Genomic DNA, 17,830 nt, shown 5'->3' with positions numbered 1-17,830 from the left:
CTTTCCTCGTCGGTGTTGATGGCGCCAGCCGCGCCGGCCCCTTGCCGCGCCGCGGCAAGGGTAAACCCGAGGGAGTATAGCGCGGGGTTTTGCGCCTACATCGCATCCAGCGGATAGATGGGCCGCCTCACATGCTTGAACTCGATCTGGCTGTAATCCGAGGTCGTCACGCCCACGCCGGTGCACTCGATGATGGCGCGCGCCATCTCGGAGAAGCCCGCGCGCCAGTGCACGCGCGACTTCAGCACCACGTAGCGCTTCTGCAGCGGGTCGATGCCGGCCGACAGCAGGCAGTTGATGTCGAAGGGCTCCTGGTGGCGCGACACGATGACGATCTCCACCTTGCCGGTGTCCAGCACCACGGTCAGGCCGGTGTCGTTGCGCACGCCGCGGTACATGGGGCCGCGGTTGAGATAGACGCCGTCAAAGATCAGCTTGACCCGCCCGGTGACCGTGAGCGGCTCGCTCTGGACTTTCAGGGCGGGCATGGGCACCTTGCCGCCCAGTGTCAGCGTGAGGGTCTTGCCCACGCCGGCGGCGGCCGCTTCTTCGGCCGCCCGCGGATCGCAGATGGCGTAGAAGGCCACGTTCTCCAGGCCTTGACGCAGGACCTCGGCCAGAACGGCCGTGGTGTCCATGGTGCCGCCCGAGCCGGTGTTGTCGAAGTGGTCCAGGAGAATGACCGGCCCTTCGGTCAGCGTCTTGGCATGCGCGATGGTCGGCTCCAGGGGCTCGGGATGGAAAACCCATTGCGCGCGGCGGGTCCAGGCGGTGTCGAGCAATTCGTCGCGGTACTGCTCGGCGGCGCGGACCTTGTCATCGGTACAGACCACGGCCGACAAGCCGGCTTCGCGGATGTCGGCGTGCGGAAAACCCACGAAGACCGAGGCGGCCAGCACGTCGCCGCGCTCAAGCTCGATGCAGCGCGCCTGCAGCGACTTGTTGGGATCGGCATGCGTACCCTGGCACATGATGTGGGGCAGCATGGGCACATTGCCCCAGCGCATCACGGGCTTGATCTCGCCCTTGAGCATGCGCACAATGATGTCGGCGGCGCGCACGCCGCTTTCGCGGATGTCGACGTGGGGATAGGTATGAAAGCCGGTGACGACATTGGCGTTGGCGATGATGTCGTCGTAGATGTTGGCATGCATGTCCAGCGTCACGCCCACCGGGGTGCTGGGGTCGATTTCGCGCAGCCGCTTGAGGAGCTGGCCTTCGGCGTCCTCCACGCCCTCGGCGACCATGGCGCCGTGCAGGTCCAGCAGGATGGCGTCGTAGCCGCCCTTGCGGACTTCGTCCAGGATGAGGCCGCACAGCTTTTCATAGGTGGCCGCGTCGGTCGGCGAGCTGGGCCAGGATTCGGCCGCCACCGGCACGACGATCTCGGCGCCTTCGCGCCGCGCCACCTCGATATAGCCGCCCAGGCCGCTGTCGGTGTTTTCGTAGGCGCGGATGGCGCGCTCGCCCGACAGGATTTCCGGATTGCCGCGGAAAAAACGCTCAAGCGGCGTGGGCACGGGAGAGAAAGTATTGGTCTCGTGCTTGATCATTGCCAACAGCCAACGCATCTACTGCTCCTTGTCATGTGGGGCCGGCCCGTGGCGCGGCCATGCTCCGCGGGCGGCTTCAGGCAGCCGCCTGCAGGGGGCGGAAATTTCGGAAGTCCCAGCCTCGTCCCGGCGCGGCGTCGATCAGGGCGCGCGTGTAGGCGTGCTGGGGCTGGGTGAGAACGGTGGCTGCGCTGCCGGTCTCCACGACCTGGCCGCGCTGCATCACCATGATGGTGTCGCAGATCTGGGCCGCCACGCGCAGGTCGTGGGTAATGAAGAGCACGCCCACGCCGGTGCGGCGGCGCACTTCTTCGAGCAGTTCCAGCACTTGCGCCTGCACCGAGACATCCAGCGCGGAGACGGCTTCGTCGGCCACCAGCACTTCAGGTTCCATGACCAGCGCCCGGGCGATGCAGATGCGCTGGCGTTGGCCGCCCGAGAACTGATGCGGATAGCGCTGCATGACATCCGGGCTCAGGCCCACCACGCGCAGCATGTCGCCGGCGCGCTGTTCGGCCTCGGCGCGGGGCGTGCCGAAATTGAGCAGCCCCTCGATGATGGATTCGCCCACCGGCCGGCGCGGATTGAGCGAGCGGTAGGGATCCTGGAACACGATCTGGATGCGCCGGCGCAGGGGGCGCAGCGCCGCGCCCCGCACGCGCGCCACGTCCTCGCCACCCAGGCATAGCGTGCCCTCGGTGGGTTCGATCAGGCGCATGATGCAGCGCGCCACCGTGGACTTGCCCGAGCCGGATTCGCCCACGATGCCCAGGATCTCGCCGCGGCGCAGGATGAGATTGACGTCGGCCGCGGCCACGACCGAGTGGCCGCCCGCGCCGAAGAGCCCGCGCCGGCTGGAATAGGTGCGGCCCAGCTTCTGCACATGCAGCACCGGCATGCCGTCGGGGGCCGCCCGCTCGATGGGAACCAGGCTGGGCACCGAGGACACCAGGCGGCGCGTGTAGGCTTCCTTGGGTCGCGCCAGGATATCGTCGCGCGTGCCGGATTCGATCAGGTCGCCGCGGTTCATGACGACGATGCGGTCGGCGATCTCGGCCACCACGCCGAAATCGTGCGTGATGAATAGCACGGCCGTGCCTTGCTTTTCCTGCAACTCCTTGATCAGAGCCAGGATCTGCTTCTGCGTGGTGACATCGAGCGCCGTGGTGGGCTCGTCGGCGATCAGCAGCTTGGGCTCCAGGATGAGGGCCATGGCGATGACAATGCGCTGGCGCTGGCCGCCCGAGAGCTGGTGCGGGTAGGAGTCGTAGACGCGCTCGACATCGGGCAGGTGCACGGAGCGGAACATCTCCAGCACTTTCTCGCGGCGCTGCGCCCGGCTCATCTGCCGGCGGTGCAGGCGCAACACCTCGTCGACCTGGCGGCCCACGGTATGCACGGGGTTGAGCGCGGTCATGGGCTCCTGGAAGACCATGGCCATGTGGGTGGCCCGCATCTCGCGCAGGCGGCGCGGCGTGGCGCGCACGACGTCTTCGCCTTCGACCATGATGCTGCCGCCCTGCACCTTGAGGATGCCGGCCGGCAGCAGGCCCATGACGGCCAGCGACGTCACCGATTTGCCGGAGCCGGACTCGCCGACCACGCAGACGGTTTCGCCGGGGCGCACCTGCAGGCTGAAGTCGCGCACCACGCGGTTGCCGGCGCCCTGCACCTCGACGGTGAGGTTCTGGATGGAAAGCACGGCGTCGGAGGAATGGGGTTGATGCATGTTCAGCTCCGTCGGGCCATTTTGGGATCCAGCGCGTCGCGCAGGGCGTCGCCCAGCATATTGACCGAGAGCACGGTCAGCGACAGGAACAGGCCGGGGAAGAGAATCAGGCCGGGCAGCATGCGGAAATACATGCGGCCTTCGGACATGATGTTGCCCCAGGAGGGGATCTCCGGCGGTATGCCCGCGCCCAGGAAGCTCAGGATGGCCTCGGTGAGCATGGCGGAGGCAAAGACATAGGTGCCCTGGACCGTGAGCGGCGCGATGGTGCTGGGCACCATATGCCGCCACAGCAGCAGCGGCAGCGGCGTGCCCAGGGCGAGCGCGGCCTCCACATAGGGTTCCTCGCGCACGCTCAGGATCTGGCCGCGCACCAGCCGCACCACGCGCGGGATCTCGGGGATGGTGATGGCGACCAGCACGGTCGTCAGGCTCGCGCCGCTGACCGACACCAGGGCGATGGCCAGCAGGATGCCGGGGATGGCCATGATGGCGTCCATGGTGCGCATGATGATGCCGTCCAGGCTGCGGAACCACCCGGCCAGCACACCGATCACCAGTCCCAGGCCGACGCTGATCAGGGCCGCGCCCAGGCCGGCGATCAGCGACACGCGGGCGCCATAGACCACGCGCGACCAGACGTCGCGGCCAAAGGCGTCGGTGCCCAGCAGGAAGTCGCCGAAAGGCGGCTTGAGGCGGGCGCCGGGATTGATGGCGGTGGGATCGATCGTGCCCATCCAGGGCGCGAACAGGGCGCCGGCCGCCACGAGCACGAGGATGGCCAGCGAAAGCAGGACGGGCCAGCTGCGCAGCTCCTGGCGCAGGCGCTGCCAGGCGCCGGCATTGGGGCTGCCGCTGCCGGGCAGGGCGTCGTCGGTAATGGCGTCTGTCTGCATGTTCAGTACCGGATGCGCGGGTCGAACACCGTGTAGGCGCAATCGACAAGCAGATTGATGAAGACGTACACGAAGGCGAAGAACAGCGTCAGGCCCTGGATGACCGGATAGTCGCGCGCCAGCACGGCTTCGACCACCAGCCGGCCCAGGCCGGGGATGTTGAAGACCGATTCGGTCACCACCACGCCGCTGATCAGCAGCGCCACGCCCACGCCCACCACGGTGGCGATGGGCACGGCCGCGTTGCGCAGGGCGTGGCCCAGCAGGACGCCGGTCTCGCCCAGGCCCTTGGCCCGCGCGGTGCGGATGAAGTCCTCTCCCATGACCTCGATGACGCTGGTGCGCGTGATGCGGGCGATCAGGGCGATGTAGACCGTGGACAAGGCCAGCGAGGGCAGGATGAGGCGGTGCAGATAGGGCCAGAAACCCTGCGACAGCGGGGTGTAGCCCTGAACATTGAACCAACCCAGCTTGATGGCGAAGGCCCAAATGAGCAGGTAGCCGGTCACGAAGACGGGCACCGAGAAGCCCATCACCGAAAACCCCATCACGGCGCGGTCCAGCAGCTTGCCGCGCCGCCAGGCGGCCAGCACGCCCAGCGGAATGGCGATGATCAGGGTGAAGACCAGCGTGATGGCCGCCAGGCTGAGGGAAGGCTCCAGGCGCTGGCCGATCAGTTGCCGCACCGGCACGCCGGACATCAGCGAGGTGCCCATATCGCCTTGCAGGAGATGGCCGGCCCAGATGAAGAACTGCTTGAGCAGCGGCTGGTCCAGGCCCATGGCCTGGCGGATCTGTTCGATACGGTCCGGTGTGGCGCCGTCGCCGGCCATGATGATGGCCGGGTCGCCCGGGCTCAAGCGCAGAATAGCAAAGACGACTACCGCCACCATGATGAGCACTGGAATGGTGGCCAGTAGCCGGCGTGATACGAATGCCAGCATATTTTTCCCCGTGGATAGCGCCGCCGTGGCGGCCGGCCCGCGCGCCGCTGCGCGCGCGGGCCGCGTGTTGCGTGGATCAGGGGGCCTTCTTCACGTTCCAGAATGCGAAGACAGGCGCGTGCACCAGACCGCTCAGCTTGGTCGAGTACACGGTGGGCACCGACATCTGGCCCAGGGGCACGTAGAGGCCCTCGTCGATGCCGATGCGCTGCGCCTCGTCGGCGATTTTTTTCTGTTCGGCCGGGTCTGCGCTCAGCGCGAACTTGGTGCGCAGTTCTTCGATCTGCGGGAAATCGGGCCAGCCGAACCAGGCGTTGTCGCCATTGGCCCCCGCCGGAGCCGAGCGCACCGGATCCATGATGTCGGTGGCATACCAGTTGGTGTTGTGGATGTTCCAGCCGCCCTCGGCCGGCGCGGCCTTGGAGGCGCGGCGGGTGGCCACGCTCTGCCAGTCCATGGCTTGCAGGTTGACGTTGAAGCCCGCCTTGCGCAGCGCCTGGGCCATCACGACCGGCTGGGCGCTCAGGGTGCCGACATCGGTGGCGTGCATGATGAGGATGGGCGTGTTGTCGTAGCCCGCCTCTTTCAGCAGCGCCTTGGCCTTGTCGATATTGGCGGGCACCGTCATGTCCTTGCCGATATCGCTTTGGAAAGGCGTGCCGCAGCCCCACAGCGAGGCGCAGGTCTGCCAGTACTTGGGGTTGCCCACCAGGGCCTTCATGACGTCTTCCTGGCCGATGGCGTACATGGCGGCCTGGCGGATCTTCTTGTTGTTGAAGGGCGGGTACTTGAAGTTGAAGCGGTACATGGTGAAGTAGCCGACCGGGCTCAGGGTTTCTTCCTTGAGCTCCTTGTGGCCTTCCACCATGGGCAGCAGGTCATACGGGAACTGCTCGACGAAATCGATCTCGCCATTGAGCAGGGAGTTGGCCGTGGTGAGCGCATCGGGCATGACATCCCATTCGACGCGGTCCACATTGACCACCTTGCCGCCGGCCAGGGCGCTGGCCGGCTCCTTGCGCGCGACGTAGTCGGCGTTCTTGACGTAGACCGTTTTGACGCCGGGCTTGAACTCCGCCACCTTGAAGGGGCCCGAGCCGGTCATGTCGGTGATGGGCTGGCCGATGGGGATTTCGGCGATGCGCTTGGGCATCATGAAGGCCGCCGTGCCCGTGGGCTTGGACAGGGCGCGCAGCGCCAGGTCGGTGGGCTCTTTCATGACGATGCGGAATTGCTTGTCGTCCACCGTTTCGATCTTGTCGGTGAACTTCAGCAGGGTGCGGCCCATGCCGTCGCCGGCGGCCCAGCGCTTGATCGAGGCCACGCAGTCATCGGCGGTGACCGGCTTGCCGTCATGCCACTTGAGGCCATCGCGCAAGGTCATCGTATAGGTCTTGCCGTCGGGCGAGACCTCCCATTTGTCGAGCATCTGCGGCTGGATCTTGTTGTCCGCGTCAGTCGCCAGCAGGGTGTCGTAGATCATGTAGCCGTGCCAGGTCGTGATGTACGCCGTGGTGGCATGCGGGTCGGTCAGGCGCAAAGGCGAGTGCATGACGGCCTTGATGGTGGTCTCGGCATAAGCGCCGTGCGCCGCCATCAGTGTTGCCCCGGCAACAAAGGCCGCTCGAACGAACTTCAGCATGGATGTTCCCCTGATTCTGCAAGCAGGCGGCGGATAGGCCGCCCTTGTTGTGAACAAGCCGCCTGTGGCGGCGATAAGGGCGCTATGCGGTAGGGTGGGTGAATTCCGGCCCGCAGGGTGCCATTCTGATGCCGCGCCGCAGCCGTGTCCATGGTTGTTTGGCCGCATCCATGAGCATGGAGCCCGGGGCCGCGCAGACCAGGATGCGGTCGGCGATATCGGTGAAGTCGGCGCGGAAATGCGCCGTGCTCTTGACCACCAGGATGGCCGCGCGCCTGGGTTCGATGCCGGCGAAGCGGAACATCTCCTGGTCGGCCATCTGCACCTTGATGGAGGCCAGCACGATGCGGACATCGTCGATGCGCAGGCAGGCGCTGGGCCCCAGATCCATGTGGAAGCCGCGATAGAAGGCGCCATGCGTGTCGAAGCGGCCGTCGGAGATTTTTTCCACGATAAAGTCGGCGGCCAGGGGTTCGTCATCGGGAATACCCGAATGTCCACCCAGTGCAATGCGCACGGTCTTGCCCACGCCGGCCCGGTGCGCGGCCAGCGCGGCGTCGGGGTCGACGATCAGGCCGATGGCGGCCTGGCGGGCGCGGTTGCGGATCAGGGCCCGCAGCAGGCCGGTGGTGTCGGAGCTGCCGCCGGCGCCGGGGTTGTCCTGGGCGTCGGCGATCACCACGGGCTTGCTGGCCGTGGCGGCCACGCGCATGGCTTCCTGGACCGCTTCGTCCGGGGTGTAGAGGCGGCCGCCGAAGTCGGCCTCGGCGTTGAGCACGGCGCGCGTCATTTCGTCGGCGGCGGCGTCCGCGGCGCGCTGGCTGTCGCCATAGGCCCAGACGGCGGGCGCGCAGTCGGGGAAATCGGCGGCCGGGAAACCGGTGGCGAAAGACAGGCTGAAGGCTTCGCGTCCTTCGATGTCGTCGAGCAGGCGATACAGGCTGCGCGCCGGCTCGATGTCGGTGGACTGCCAGCACAGCGAAATCAGGTAGGGCAGCGAGCGCAGCGCCACATGGGGGCGCGGCATGCCGTCCAGCCGTTTCTGCAGGAAGCGCGCGGCGCGCGCGCCGGTCTCGGCCATGTCCACGTGCGGATAGGTGCGGTAACAGACCAGGCCGTCGGCGTGGCGCACCATGGCCCGCGTGACGTTGGCGTGCAGGTCCAGGCTGGCGACCAGCGGGATGTCCGGGCCGATCAGGTCGCGCACCCGGCGCAGCATCTCGCCTTCGCCGTCGTCGAGGTGTTCGGTGACCATGGCGCCGTGCAGGTCGAGGTAGACCGCGTCCAGCGGCATGGCCTGGCGCAGGCCATCGAGGATGAGGGCGCTGATGCGCTCGAAGGCGTCGCGGGTGACCGGACCGGAAGGGCTGGCCGCCGTCCAGGTCGTCGGGATCAGCGTGTGGCCGGGCATGGCCTCGATAAAGCCGGCGATCGGTATGTTGGCGCCGGCGACCGTCTCGAACATGGCCGGCCCGCTGACCAGCTTGGGCCAGCCTCCGCCCTTATCGGCAAAGTCTTCCCACGCCGCCCGGGACGGGGCGAAGGTATTCGTTTCGTGCTGAAAGCCGCCTATGGCAATACGCATTGATTGACCTCTTCTGGGAAACGACATCATCGCAGGCAGATTTACATGCGTTGCGCTTTTTGGCCAGGGACCTCCTTGAAAGAAAAAGGCGGGCTTGCGCCCGCCTTGTGCGGTCTTTGTTACTTCGCGACCGGCATGGTGAACTCGGCGCCCTTGGCGATGCTGTCGGGCCAGCGCTGCATCACGCTCTTGTAGCGCGAGTAGAAGCGCACGCCTTCTTCGCCGTAGGCGTGGTGGTCGCCGAACAGCGAGCGTTTCCAGCCGCCGAAGGAGTGCCAGGCCATGGGCACGGGAATGGGCACGTTGATGCCCACCATGCCCACCTTGATCTGACGCGCGAAGGCGCGCGCGACGCCGCCGTCCGAGGTGAAGCAGGATACGCCGTTGCCGAACTCGTGGCGGTTGATGAGATCCACCGCCGAGGCGAAATCGGGCACGCGCACCACGCACAGCACTGGGCCGAAGATTTCTTCGCGGTAGATGTTCATCTGAGGCGTGACATGGTCGAACAGCGTGCCGCCCAGGAAGAAACCCTGCTCGCGGCCCGGCACCGTCAGGCCGCGGCCATCGGCCACCAGCGTGGCGCCGGCGGCGATGCCGTCTTCGATATAGCCCAGCACCTTCTTGCGGTGCTGCGGCGTGACAAGGGGGCCCATTTCGGCGTCCGGCTCCATGCCGTCCTTGACCACCAGGGTGGCCACGCGCGGCTTCAGGCGCTCGATGACCTTGTCCGCCACGTCGCCCACGGCCACCGCCACCGAGATCGCCATGCAGCGTTCGCCGGCCGAGCCATAGGCCGCGCCCATGAGGGCGTCGGTGACCTGGTCGAGGTCGGCGTCGGGCATCACCACCAGGTGGTTCTTGGCGCCGCCCAGGGCCTGCACGCGCTTGCCGCGGCGCGTGCCTTCGGCATAGATGTATTCGGCGATGGGGGTGGAGCCCACGAAGGACAGGGCCTCGACATCGGGATGGGCGATCAGGGCGTCCACGGCGATCTTGTCGCCCTGCACGACGTTGAAGACGCCATCGGGCAGGCCGGCTTCCTTGAGCAGTTCGGCCAGCCTGAGCGAGACGGAGGGGTCGCGCTCGGAGGGCTTGAGCACGAAGGTGTTGCCGCAGGCCAGCGCCACCGGGAACATCCAGCAGGGCACCATCATGGGGAAGTTGAACGGCGTGATGCCGGCCACCACGCCCAGCGGCTGGCGCATGCTCCAGTTGTCGATGCCGCCGCCGATCTGGTCGCTGTATTGGCCCTTGAGCAATTGCGGGATGCCGCAGGCGAACTCGACCACTTCGATGCCGCGGGTGACTTCGCCCTTGGCGTCGGAGAAGACCTTGCCGTGCTCGCGCGTGATGAGCGCGGCCAGTTCGTCCTGGTGCTTGTCCAGCAGGGCCTTGAAGTTGAACAGGATGCGGGCGCGTTTGAGCGCCGGGGTTTCGGACCAGGCGGGATAGGCCGCGCGCGCGGCGGCCACGGCGGCGCCGACGTCTTCGGCCGAGGCCAGTGCGATGGCGCTGATGACTTCGCCGGTGGCCGGGTTATAGCCTTCGGTGTAGCGGCCGGAGCGGTCTTCGTGCCGCTGGCCGTTGATATAGTGGGTGAGCTTGTTCATGGGGCGATGGAGAAAAGTGGGCGGGCAGCGGCCCGCCCGGGGTGTTCAGGCGATTTCCTTGAGGACCTTGCCGATCGTATCGAAGATTTCGCCGATCTGGGCCTCGTCGATGATGAGCGGCGGGGAGATGGCCAGGATGTCGCCGGTGTAGCGCACCATCAGGCCGCGGTCGAAGCACTTGTGGAAGACTTCGGCGGCGCGGGCGCCGGGCGCGCCGGCGCGCGGCGCCAGTTCGATGCCCGCCACCAGGCCGATGTTGCGCACGTCGATGACGTGGTTGGCGCCGCGCAGGCCGTGGGCGGCGCGCTCGAAGGCGGGGGCGAGCTCGCGGGCGCGCTCGAACAGGCGTTCGCGGCGGTAGATGTCCAGCGTGGCCAGGATGGCCGCCGTGGCCAGCGGGTGGGCCGAATAGGTATAGCCATGGAAGAACTCGATGCCGCCCTGCGCGCCGTTGATGATGGCGTCATGCACGTCGCGGCGCACCGCGACCGCGCCGGCCGGCACGGCGGCATTGCTCACGCCCTTGGCCATGGTGATGATGTCGGGCGTGACGCCGAAGTATTCCGAGGCCGTCGCCGAGCCCAGGCGGCCATAGGCCGTGATGACTTCGTCGAAGATCAGCAGGATGCCATGGCGGGACGTGATCTCGCGCAGGCGCTCCAGATAGCCCTTGGGCGGAATCAGCACGCCCGTGGAGCCGGCCATGGGCTCGACCACCACGGCGGCGATGGTCGAGGCATCGTGCAGGGCGATGATGCGCTCCAGGTCGTCGGCCAGGTGGGCGCCCCATTCCGGCTGGCCCTGGGTGAAGGCGTTCTTGTCGAGGTTGTGGGTATGGGGCAGGTGGTCCACGGCCGGCAGCAGCGCGCCCGAGAAGGTCTTGCGGTTGGGCGAAATGCCGCCCACCGAGATGCCGCCGAAGCCCACGCCGTGATAGCCGCGCTCGCGGCCCACCAGGCGGGTGCGCTGGGCTTCGCCGCGCGAGCGGTGATAGGCCAGCGCGATCTTCAGGGCGGTATCGATCGACTCCGACCCGGAGTTGGTGAAGAAGATGCGGTCCAGCCCTTCGGGCATGAAGGCCGCCACGGCCGTGGCGGCTTCGAAGGCGCCCGGATGGCCCAGCTGGAAGCCGGGGGCATAGTCCATCTCGCCGGCCTGGCGGGCGATGGCGCTGACGATTTCCTCGCGGCAGTGGCCCGCGTTCACGCACCACAGGCCGGCCGTGCCGTCCAGGATCTGGCGGCCGTCGACCGAGGTGTAGTACATGCCTTTGGCGCCGGCCAGCAGGCGGGGCTGCGCCTTGAATTGGCGGTTGGCCGTAAAGGGCATCCAGAGATGGGACAGGTCGGGCAGGCCGGCGGGGGCGTTCATGGGGAGCTCCAGGGGGAGAAATCTGCACGGCGCCTCGCGGCCCGCGCTCATAGGGAATGCAGGGCATTCTCTGCCGCCGGACGGGGAATGAAAATATACAATCAGGTCAAAAGTCCTAAACTGTATAGATTAATTTCCTAAAACCGTATAGAAAAGCCATGGAATTTCAGCCCGTGCGCTCGCGCAAACAGGGGCCCACCCTGGTGGAACAGGTCGTGCAGGCGTTTGCCCGGGCCATCGAGCAGCAGGTGCTGCGTCCGGGTATGCCCGTAGCCTCGGTGCGCGAGTTCGCGCGCGAGCACGGCCTGAGCACCTTTACCGTCGCCAGCGCCTACAACCGGCTGGTCGCCCAGGGCTGGCTGGCCGCGCGCCCGGGTTCGGGCTATCGCGTGCTGGCGCCGCCGCGCCCGCCCGCGGCCCGCCCCTCGGCCTGGGCGCCGCCCCGGCTCAACACCGACTGGCTGCTGTCGGATATCTATGCCGACCACTCCATTCCCATCAAGGCCGGCTGCGGTTGGCTGCCGGGCGAGTGGCTCAACGAGGAGGGGCTGCATCTGGCTTTGCGGCACATGGGGCGGGTGCCCGCGCTGCGCATCTCCGGCTACGGGCATCCGCAAGGCTATGCGCCGCTGCGCGAAAGCATAGTCGCCGCGCTGGCCCAGCACGGCCTGCAGGCCGGCCCCGAACAGGTGGTGCTCACCCAGGGCGTGACCCACGGCCTGGACATGGTCATCCGCAGCGTGCTGCGGCCGGGCGATACGGTGCTGGTCGAGCAGCCCTGTTATGCCAACCTGCTGCAGCTGCTGCGCCTGGCGGGCATGCGCGTGCTGGCCGTGCCGCGCGGCGAAGAGGGGCTCGATCTCGAGGCGCTGGAGGCGGCGGTGCGCGATCACCGGCCGCGCGCGCTCTTCGTCAACACCGTGCTGCAGAACCCTTCGGGCATGTCCCTGTCCATGGCCAATGCCTTCCGCCTGCTGCAATCGGCCGGGCGCCATGGTTATTGGATCATCGAGGACGATATCTCGCGCGAGCTGCAGCCGGGGCTGGCGCCCTTGCTGGCCGCGCTGGACGGCGGCGAGCGCGTGATCTATCTCGGAGGCTATTCCAAGATCATCAGTCCCTCGGTGCGCGTGGGCTATGTCGTGGCTCACCGCGACCTGGCGCGCGATATCGCGCGCACCAAGATGGCCGTGGGCCTGACCTCGCCCGAGATCATGGAGCGGGTCGTGCATCAGGTCATCCGCGAGGGCCGCTTCCGGGCCCATATCCTGCGCACGCGCGAGCGCCTGGCCCAGGCGCATGCCCAGGTCATGCGGCATATGGACGATTCCGGTTTGGAGATCGCCGCGCGTCCGCAGGCCGGGCTGTTCCTGTGGGCCCGGCTGCCAGGGCGCGGGCAGGGCGCGCTGGCCGTGGCCGAGGCGGCGCTGCGCGATGGCATCTGGCTGGCGCCGGGCTGCTACTTCGACGCCGGCCAGGCCGACATCCCGTGGATGCGCTTCAATGTCGCGTATGCGGACCAGCCTGCCTTGTGGCGCTTCATGCGCGGGCAGACCGGCTCAGGCGCCGCTCAGGCGGCGGCCCTGTCATAGACCACGAAGTCGTAGCGGTAGCCGTTCTCTTCCGGCTGGGGCTGGCGCGAGGTCTCCTTCCAGGCATAGCCGGGCAACAGCGGAAACCAAGCGTCGCCGTCCACATCGGCCTGGATTTCGGTGGCGATGATGCGGTCGGCCAGGGGCAGGGCCTGGGCGTAGATCTGCGCGCCGCCGATGACGTAGACGTCCTCGGCCTCGGCCGCGTCCAGCGCGGCCTGCAGATCGGGCACGACCCGCGCGCCGTCGGCGCGGTACGCCGGATTGCGGCTGACCACGATGTTCTGGCGGCCGGGCAGCGGGCGGCCCAGCGATTCCCAGGTATTGCGGCCCATCACGATGGGATGGCCCAGCGTGGTGCGCTTGAAATGCGCCAGGTCGCCTGGCAGGCGCCAGGGCAGGGTGTTGCCGCGGCCGATGACGCGGTTGCGGGCGTAGGCGACGACGAGGATCAGGCGCGCCATGCTCATACCGCCATGGGCGCGGTCAGCGGCGCGTGATGCTGATAGCCGTCGAGCACGAAATCGCCCGGCTCGACGCGCTCCAGCCATTCGGGCTCATAGCGCTGGGTCTGGCTGAAATCCGGGATACGGTCGGACAGGACCAGGCGCGGCGCCTCGTAGGGCTGGCGCGTGAGCTGTTCGCGCAGCATGTCGAGATGGTTCTCGTAAATGTGCGCATCGCCGATGAAATACGTGAACCAGCGCGGCTTGTAGCCCGTCAGGCGGCCCACCAGATGCAGCAGGGCCGCGCCTTCGGTGAGATTGAAGGGCGTGCCCAGGCCCACATCGTTGGAGCGGATGTACAGGCACAGCGAGATTTCGCGCGTGCTGGCGTTGGGCAGGAACTGATAGAGCAGGTGGCAGGGCGGCAGCGCCATCTCTTCGATCTGCGCCCAGTTCCAGCCGTGAAAGAGGATGCGTCGGTCCGAAGGATTGCGCTGAATAGTGTCCAGGCACTGGCGCAGCTGGTCCACGGCCTTGTAGAGCAGCACATGGGGCACGCCGTTTTCGTCGATGGTGGCCACGCGCGCATAGCCGCGGCCCAGCGCGTCGTCGATCTGCGCCAGACGGGCCGCCGGCAGCAGCTTGTAGGCCGGCCAGTTGCGCCATTGCACGCCATAGACCGGGCCCAGGTCGTCGGGGCCTTCGCGGTAGGGATTGGCCAGCCACTGGCTGTTTTCATTGGCGTTCTGGTCCCAGACCTTGCAGCCCAGCGCGCGGAAATCGGCCGCGCTGCGCGCGCCCCGCATAAAGCCCACCAGCTCGCCGATGGCCGATTTGAAGGCCAGCTTCTTGGTGGTGACCGCCGGAAAGCCCTGCTGCAGGTCAAAGCGCAGCATGGCGCCGGGCATGGACAGGGTGCGCACGCCGGTGCGGTTTTCCTGCCAGGCGCCGTGGTCGAGAATGGACTGGACGAGGTCGAGATACTGTTTCATCGCGGGGTGGGCGGGCGCGGCGCGCCCGGGGCAAGACGGAGAGGGGTCAGGCGGCGGCCGTGTCGACGATCTCGACCGAGAAGGTCAGTTCGGCGGTTTTTTCGAGCATGGCCGAGGCCGAGCAGTATTTTTCGTGCGACAGCTGGACCGCCCGCTCGACGGCGGCCTGCGGCAGCTTGTTGCCGGTCACCGTGAAAGCGAAATGGATGCGCGTGAACACCTTGGGATCGGTGTCGGCGCGGTCGGCTTCAAGCTTGACGCTGCAGCCGGTGACATCGTGGCGGCCGCGCTTGAGGATGAGCACCACGTCATAGGCCGTGCAGCCGCCGGTGCCGGCCAGCAGCATTTCCATCGGGCGCGGGGCGCGGTTGTGGCCGCCGCCCTCGACGGCGCCGTCCATGGCCGTGACGTGGCCGCTGCCAGTGGTGGCCATGAAGAGCATGCCCGAGGGGCCGCCCCAGTCGATCGTGCATTCCATCGCGGAAATCCTTGTGCGGGAAGAGGGCGCTTGCGCCCGGTCAAAGGCCGATCATACCCGTTGGCTACAATCCCCGTTGGAGTTCCCCGGCTGCTTTCAGGGGCGGGGCGCACAGAAGGAGCCGCATATGATTTCCGCCACCCCGCTCGTTCGCCGCCGGGGCCCGTTCGATGCCATGCTGGTCGAGGTGGACCGCGCCTTGCAGGTGCTGTCCCGCTCGGCGGTGGCCGGGCGCGCCTACCCCGCCCGCGCCGCCGAGACGGCCGAAACCCTCACCGAAGCCGAGAAACGACACGCCGCCGGCCTGATGCGGGTCAATCATGTGGGCGAAGTCTGCGCGCAGGCGCTGTACCGGGGACAGGCCGCGGCCTGCCGCGATGACGCCACCCGGGCGCTGCTGCGCGACGCGGCCGCCGAAGAGGTGGATCACCTGGCCTGGTGCGATGAGCGCCTGAAGGAGCTGGGCAGCCGCCCCAGCCTGCTCAACCCTTTCTGGTATGCGGGATCCTTTGCGCTGGGCGTGGCGGCCAGCGTGGCCGGCGTGCCGCGCAACCTGGGCTTCATGGCCGAGACCGAGCGCCAGGTCGAAGCCCACCTCGATGAGCACCTGCATACGCTGCCGCCCGACGATGAGCGCTCGCGCGAAATCGTGCGCCAGATGAAGGATGACGAGGCCGGCCACCGCGAGAGTGCCGAACGCGCCGGCGGCGTCGCGCTGCCGGCGCCCGTGCGCGGCCTGATGCGCGCCATGTCCAAGGTCATGACCCGCACGGCCTACCATCTCTGAACCGCGATGGTGCGCTGCCGCAATGCCCGCCGCGCAGGGGCGGCAAGGGGGCGGCAGGGCCGATGTTTCTTGGGGTTAATACCCAAGGGTTTCCCCGCCGCGAGCCGCCGCTTAAAAATAGGGCCGTATTAGGGCGAATCGGCCCAAAGCCTTGCCTGGCTTCGCTCTCCGGGGAGCTTGCGGCGCAAACCCCACAATTGCACATCGTGAAAGCGGATTCCAAAAAAAATCTTGCAACGCACAAAAGAATCCTCTACTATTCATTCAACGGATGCCGAAACGCGATGGTGCAAGCGCCTAGCGTAGCGGTCCCAGGTAGAGCAAAGAGGTAGTGGTACTTCCCCTCCCGCGCTCCCCGGGTCGCCAGGGTTACCCAGGCATGCCACGGTTGTCTCCTCCACCCTCCTCCTTTGGTGGATTTAGCCCGAGATCGTCAGATCTCGGGCTTTTTTTTCGTTTGGGTGGCGTCTGTAACGGTCCTGTCCCCCATTGTTAATAATTGGGACAATGGGCTAAGTGTTTTCCCTTAAATTTCACGGCGTAGCCGAGAGGAAAGCTCTACAATCAATTTGTATCGGACATATCTTGGTCCGGTAGGGCGGCGGCCTGTGACCCAGGCGTTACTTTCTGTACTTGCGACTTGCACTTGAATATCTCTCCCATATATGGGCGTTACACGTGCCGCACATAATGGCGGACCTGTCTCGGTAGACCAACCAAAGGTGATCTTGTGACCTGGCTGTATATCTGCGTGGTCGCTTTCATGGTGGGGGGACTCATCGTCGCGTCAGAACGCTGGCATGGCGCCTTCACTGGCGACAGCGACCTCAACAAACCCCAGGCGTCCCATACGCGCGCCACGCCCCGCGTGGGCGGCCTGGCCGTGCTGGCCGGCTCGCTGGCGGGCCTGCTGGTGCTGGGGCCCAGCAACATGACCCTGACCTGGCTGTGGCCCGCGCTCTTCGTGGCGGCCTTGCCGGTTTTCGTGGCGGGCCTGCTCGAAGACATCACCAAGGACATCGGCGCCAGCAAGCGCCTGCTCGCGGCCTTTGCCTCGGCCGCCATCGCGTGGTGGCTGCTGGGCGGCGTCTCGCGCGTGGGCATCGCGCCGGTGGATTGGGTGCTGTCCTATTGGCCCGTGTCCTTGCTGTTTACCGTGTTCGCCGTGGGCGGCTGCACGCACGCCCTGAACATCGTCGACGGCATGAATGGCCTGGCCGGCATGGTCGCCACGCTGATGGCGGTGTCCATCAGCCTGGTCGCGCTGCAAGTGGGCGATATGCCTATTTTCATGATCGCCGCCGCGCTGGCTTCGGCGACGCTGGGTTTCCTGGTCTGGAACTTCCCCTTTGGCCGCGTCTTCCTGGGTGACGGGGGCGCTTACTTCCTGGGCTTCATGCTGGCCGAGCTGGCGGTGCTCCTGGTGGTGCGCAATCCTTCCGTCTCGCCTTTCTATGCGCTGGCCGTGCTGTTCTACCCTGTATTCGAGACGGGCTTTTCGATCTGGCGCCGCCGCTTCAAGCGCGGCGTGCCGGTGGATCAGCCCGACGCGCTGCACCTGCATCAGCTGGTGTTCCGCCGCCTGGTCCGCGTCACGTTCAGCCGGCGCAGCCGGCACGCGGTGCCGGCCCTGTGCAATGCCCTGGCCTCGCCCTATATGTGGGTGCTGGCCCTGATCGGGCTGGTGCCGGCCACGATCTGGTGGGACAACGCCTGGGCGCTGTGCGCCAGCCTGCTGGTCTTCGCGCTGGTCTATACCTGGCTGTATATGCGCCTGGTGTCCTGGCGCCGCCCAGGGTGGCTGCTGCTGCCCTCGGTGCTGCGCACGCATTGAAGAGTTGACGCCCGCCGCGGCTGCGGCGGGCACATCCAAACGATTTCCTGAACCTTTTATCGATTCCGTAGCCGTTGTACGGTAACTGGGAGATTTATCTTGCGTATTCAAGATGTGAAACTGGCCATTGTGGGCCTGGGCTATGTCGGTCTGCCGCTGGCGGTGGAGTTTGGCAAGAAGCGCCCCGTCATCGGGTTTGACATCAACACGCGCCGCATCGAAGAATTGCGCCGTGGCAGCGACCATACGTTGGAAGTGGACGACAAGGAGCTGGCCGAGGCCAAGCACCTGAGCTACACGACGGACCGCGCCGAGCTGGGCAAGGCGAATGTCTTCATCGTGACCGTGCCCACGCCCATCGATGATTT

At 67.0% G+C, this 17,830-nt stretch carries 14 protein-coding genes and 1 pseudogene; 4 read left to right on the top strand and 11 right to left on the bottom strand.

Going from position 1 to position 17,830, the window contains the following annotated elements; genetic code table 11:
- Positions 1 to 95 precede the first annotated feature (95 nt).
- From L540_RS15415 to aptA, 8 genes are all read right to left on the bottom strand, one after another.
- Complete coding sequence (locus L540_RS15415; RefSeq protein WP_043214122.1) at positions 96 to 1,571, bottom strand: M81 family metallopeptidase; 1,476 nt, start codon at positions 1,569 to 1,571, stop codon at positions 96 to 98.
- 58 nt (positions 1,572 to 1,629) lie between these two features.
- Positions 1,630 to 3,282 carry an ABC transporter ATP-binding protein gene (locus L540_RS15410; protein ID WP_043214124.1) on the bottom strand — a complete coding sequence of 551 codons (1,653 nt, stop codon included), beginning with the start codon at positions 3,280 to 3,282 and terminating at the stop codon, positions 1,630 to 1,632.
- A 2-nt stretch (positions 3,283 to 3,284) separates the two neighbouring features.
- Positions 3,285 to 4,178: an ABC transporter permease gene (locus tag L540_RS15405; RefSeq protein ID WP_043214126.1), complete on the bottom strand. Its 894-nt coding sequence runs from the start codon at positions 4,176 to 4,178 to the stop codon at positions 3,285 to 3,287.
- 2 nt (positions 4,179 to 4,180) lie between these two features.
- Entirely contained in the window at positions 4,181 to 5,122 is a 942-nt protein-coding gene (locus L540_RS15400; RefSeq protein ID WP_029578285.1) for an ABC transporter permease, read from the bottom strand.
- Positions 5,123 to 5,198: 76 nt separating this feature from the next.
- A complete protein-coding gene (locus L540_RS15395) occupies positions 5,199 to 6,764 on the bottom strand; it encodes an ABC transporter substrate-binding protein (RefSeq protein ID WP_043214128.1) in 1,566 nt (521 codons plus the stop codon).
- 82 nt (positions 6,765 to 6,846) lie between these two features.
- Positions 6,847 to 8,349 (bottom strand): M81 family metallopeptidase, encoded by a 1,503-nt coding sequence (locus L540_RS15390; RefSeq protein WP_043214130.1) that lies wholly within the window; start codon positions 8,347 to 8,349, stop codon positions 6,847 to 6,849.
- 119 nt (positions 8,350 to 8,468) lie between these two features.
- The gene (locus L540_RS15385) at positions 8,469 to 9,962 is read right to left on the bottom strand and encodes a CoA-acylating methylmalonate-semialdehyde dehydrogenase (RefSeq protein WP_043214134.1); all 1,494 of its coding nucleotides are present in this window, start codon (positions 9,960 to 9,962) and stop codon (positions 8,469 to 8,471) included.
- A gap of 45 nt (positions 9,963 to 10,007) precedes the next feature.
- Complete coding sequence (aptA, locus tag L540_RS15380; protein WP_043214137.1) at positions 10,008 to 11,333, bottom strand: omega-aminotransferase AptA; 1,326 nt, start codon at positions 11,331 to 11,333, stop codon at positions 10,008 to 10,010.
- Between the two features lie 158 nt (positions 11,334 to 11,491).
- On the opposite strand from aptA, the gene L540_RS15375 reads away from it, so the two are divergent.
- Positions 11,492 to 12,925 (top strand): aminotransferase-like domain-containing protein, encoded by a 1,434-nt coding sequence (locus tag L540_RS15375; protein ID WP_043214139.1) that lies wholly within the window; start codon positions 11,492 to 11,494, stop codon positions 12,923 to 12,925.
- Here the strand turns inward: L540_RS15375 and L540_RS15370 are convergent.
- The 3 genes from L540_RS15370 to L540_RS15360 are packed head-to-tail and all read right to left on the bottom strand — an operon-like array spanning position 12,904 to position 14,841.
- On the bottom strand, positions 12,904 to 13,395 hold the full coding sequence (locus L540_RS15370) for a dihydrofolate reductase (protein WP_043214142.1): 492 nt from the start codon (positions 13,393 to 13,395) through the stop codon (positions 12,904 to 12,906). The genes L540_RS15375 and L540_RS15370 overlap by 22 nt on opposite strands.
- Positions 13,392 to 14,363 (bottom strand): thymidylate synthase, encoded by a 972-nt coding sequence (locus L540_RS15365; protein WP_043214144.1) that lies wholly within the window; start codon positions 14,361 to 14,363, stop codon positions 13,392 to 13,394. Before L540_RS15365 ends, L540_RS15370 begins: the two co-directional genes overlap by 4 nt.
- A gap of 46 nt (positions 14,364 to 14,409) precedes the next feature.
- Positions 14,410 to 14,841, bottom strand: coding sequence for an OsmC family protein (locus L540_RS15360; RefSeq protein ID WP_043214146.1), 432 nt, complete (start codon positions 14,839 to 14,841; stop codon positions 14,410 to 14,412).
- Positions 14,842 to 14,968: 127 nt separating this feature from the next.
- Here L540_RS15360 and coq7 point away from each other — a divergent pair, with 127 nt between their 5' ends.
- The 3 genes and pseudogenes from coq7 to L540_RS15345 all read left to right on the top strand — a co-directional run.
- The gene (gene coq7 / locus L540_RS15355; protein ID WP_043214148.1) at positions 14,969 to 15,628 is read left to right on the top strand and encodes a 2-polyprenyl-3-methyl-6-methoxy-1,4-benzoquinone monooxygenase; all 660 of its coding nucleotides are present in this window, start codon (positions 14,969 to 14,971) and stop codon (positions 15,626 to 15,628) included.
- 730 nt (positions 15,629 to 16,358) lie between these two features.
- Positions 16,359 to 17,462, top strand: coding sequence for an MraY family glycosyltransferase (locus L540_RS15350; RefSeq protein WP_043214150.1), 1,104 nt, complete (start codon positions 16,359 to 16,361; stop codon positions 17,460 to 17,462).
- A 99-nt stretch (positions 17,463 to 17,561) separates the two neighbouring features.
- Positions 17,562 to 17,830: pseudogene (locus L540_RS15345) on the top strand (Vi polysaccharide biosynthesis UDP-N-acetylglucosamine C-6 dehydrogenase TviB); the annotation flags it as partial.

It is taken from the genome of Bordetella pseudohinzii (assembly GCF_000657795.2).
GTDB classification, from domain to species: Bacteria; Pseudomonadota; Gammaproteobacteria; order Burkholderiales; family Burkholderiaceae_B; genus Bordetella; species Bordetella pseudohinzii.
This window is presented reverse-complemented; position numbering and strand designations above follow the sequence as displayed.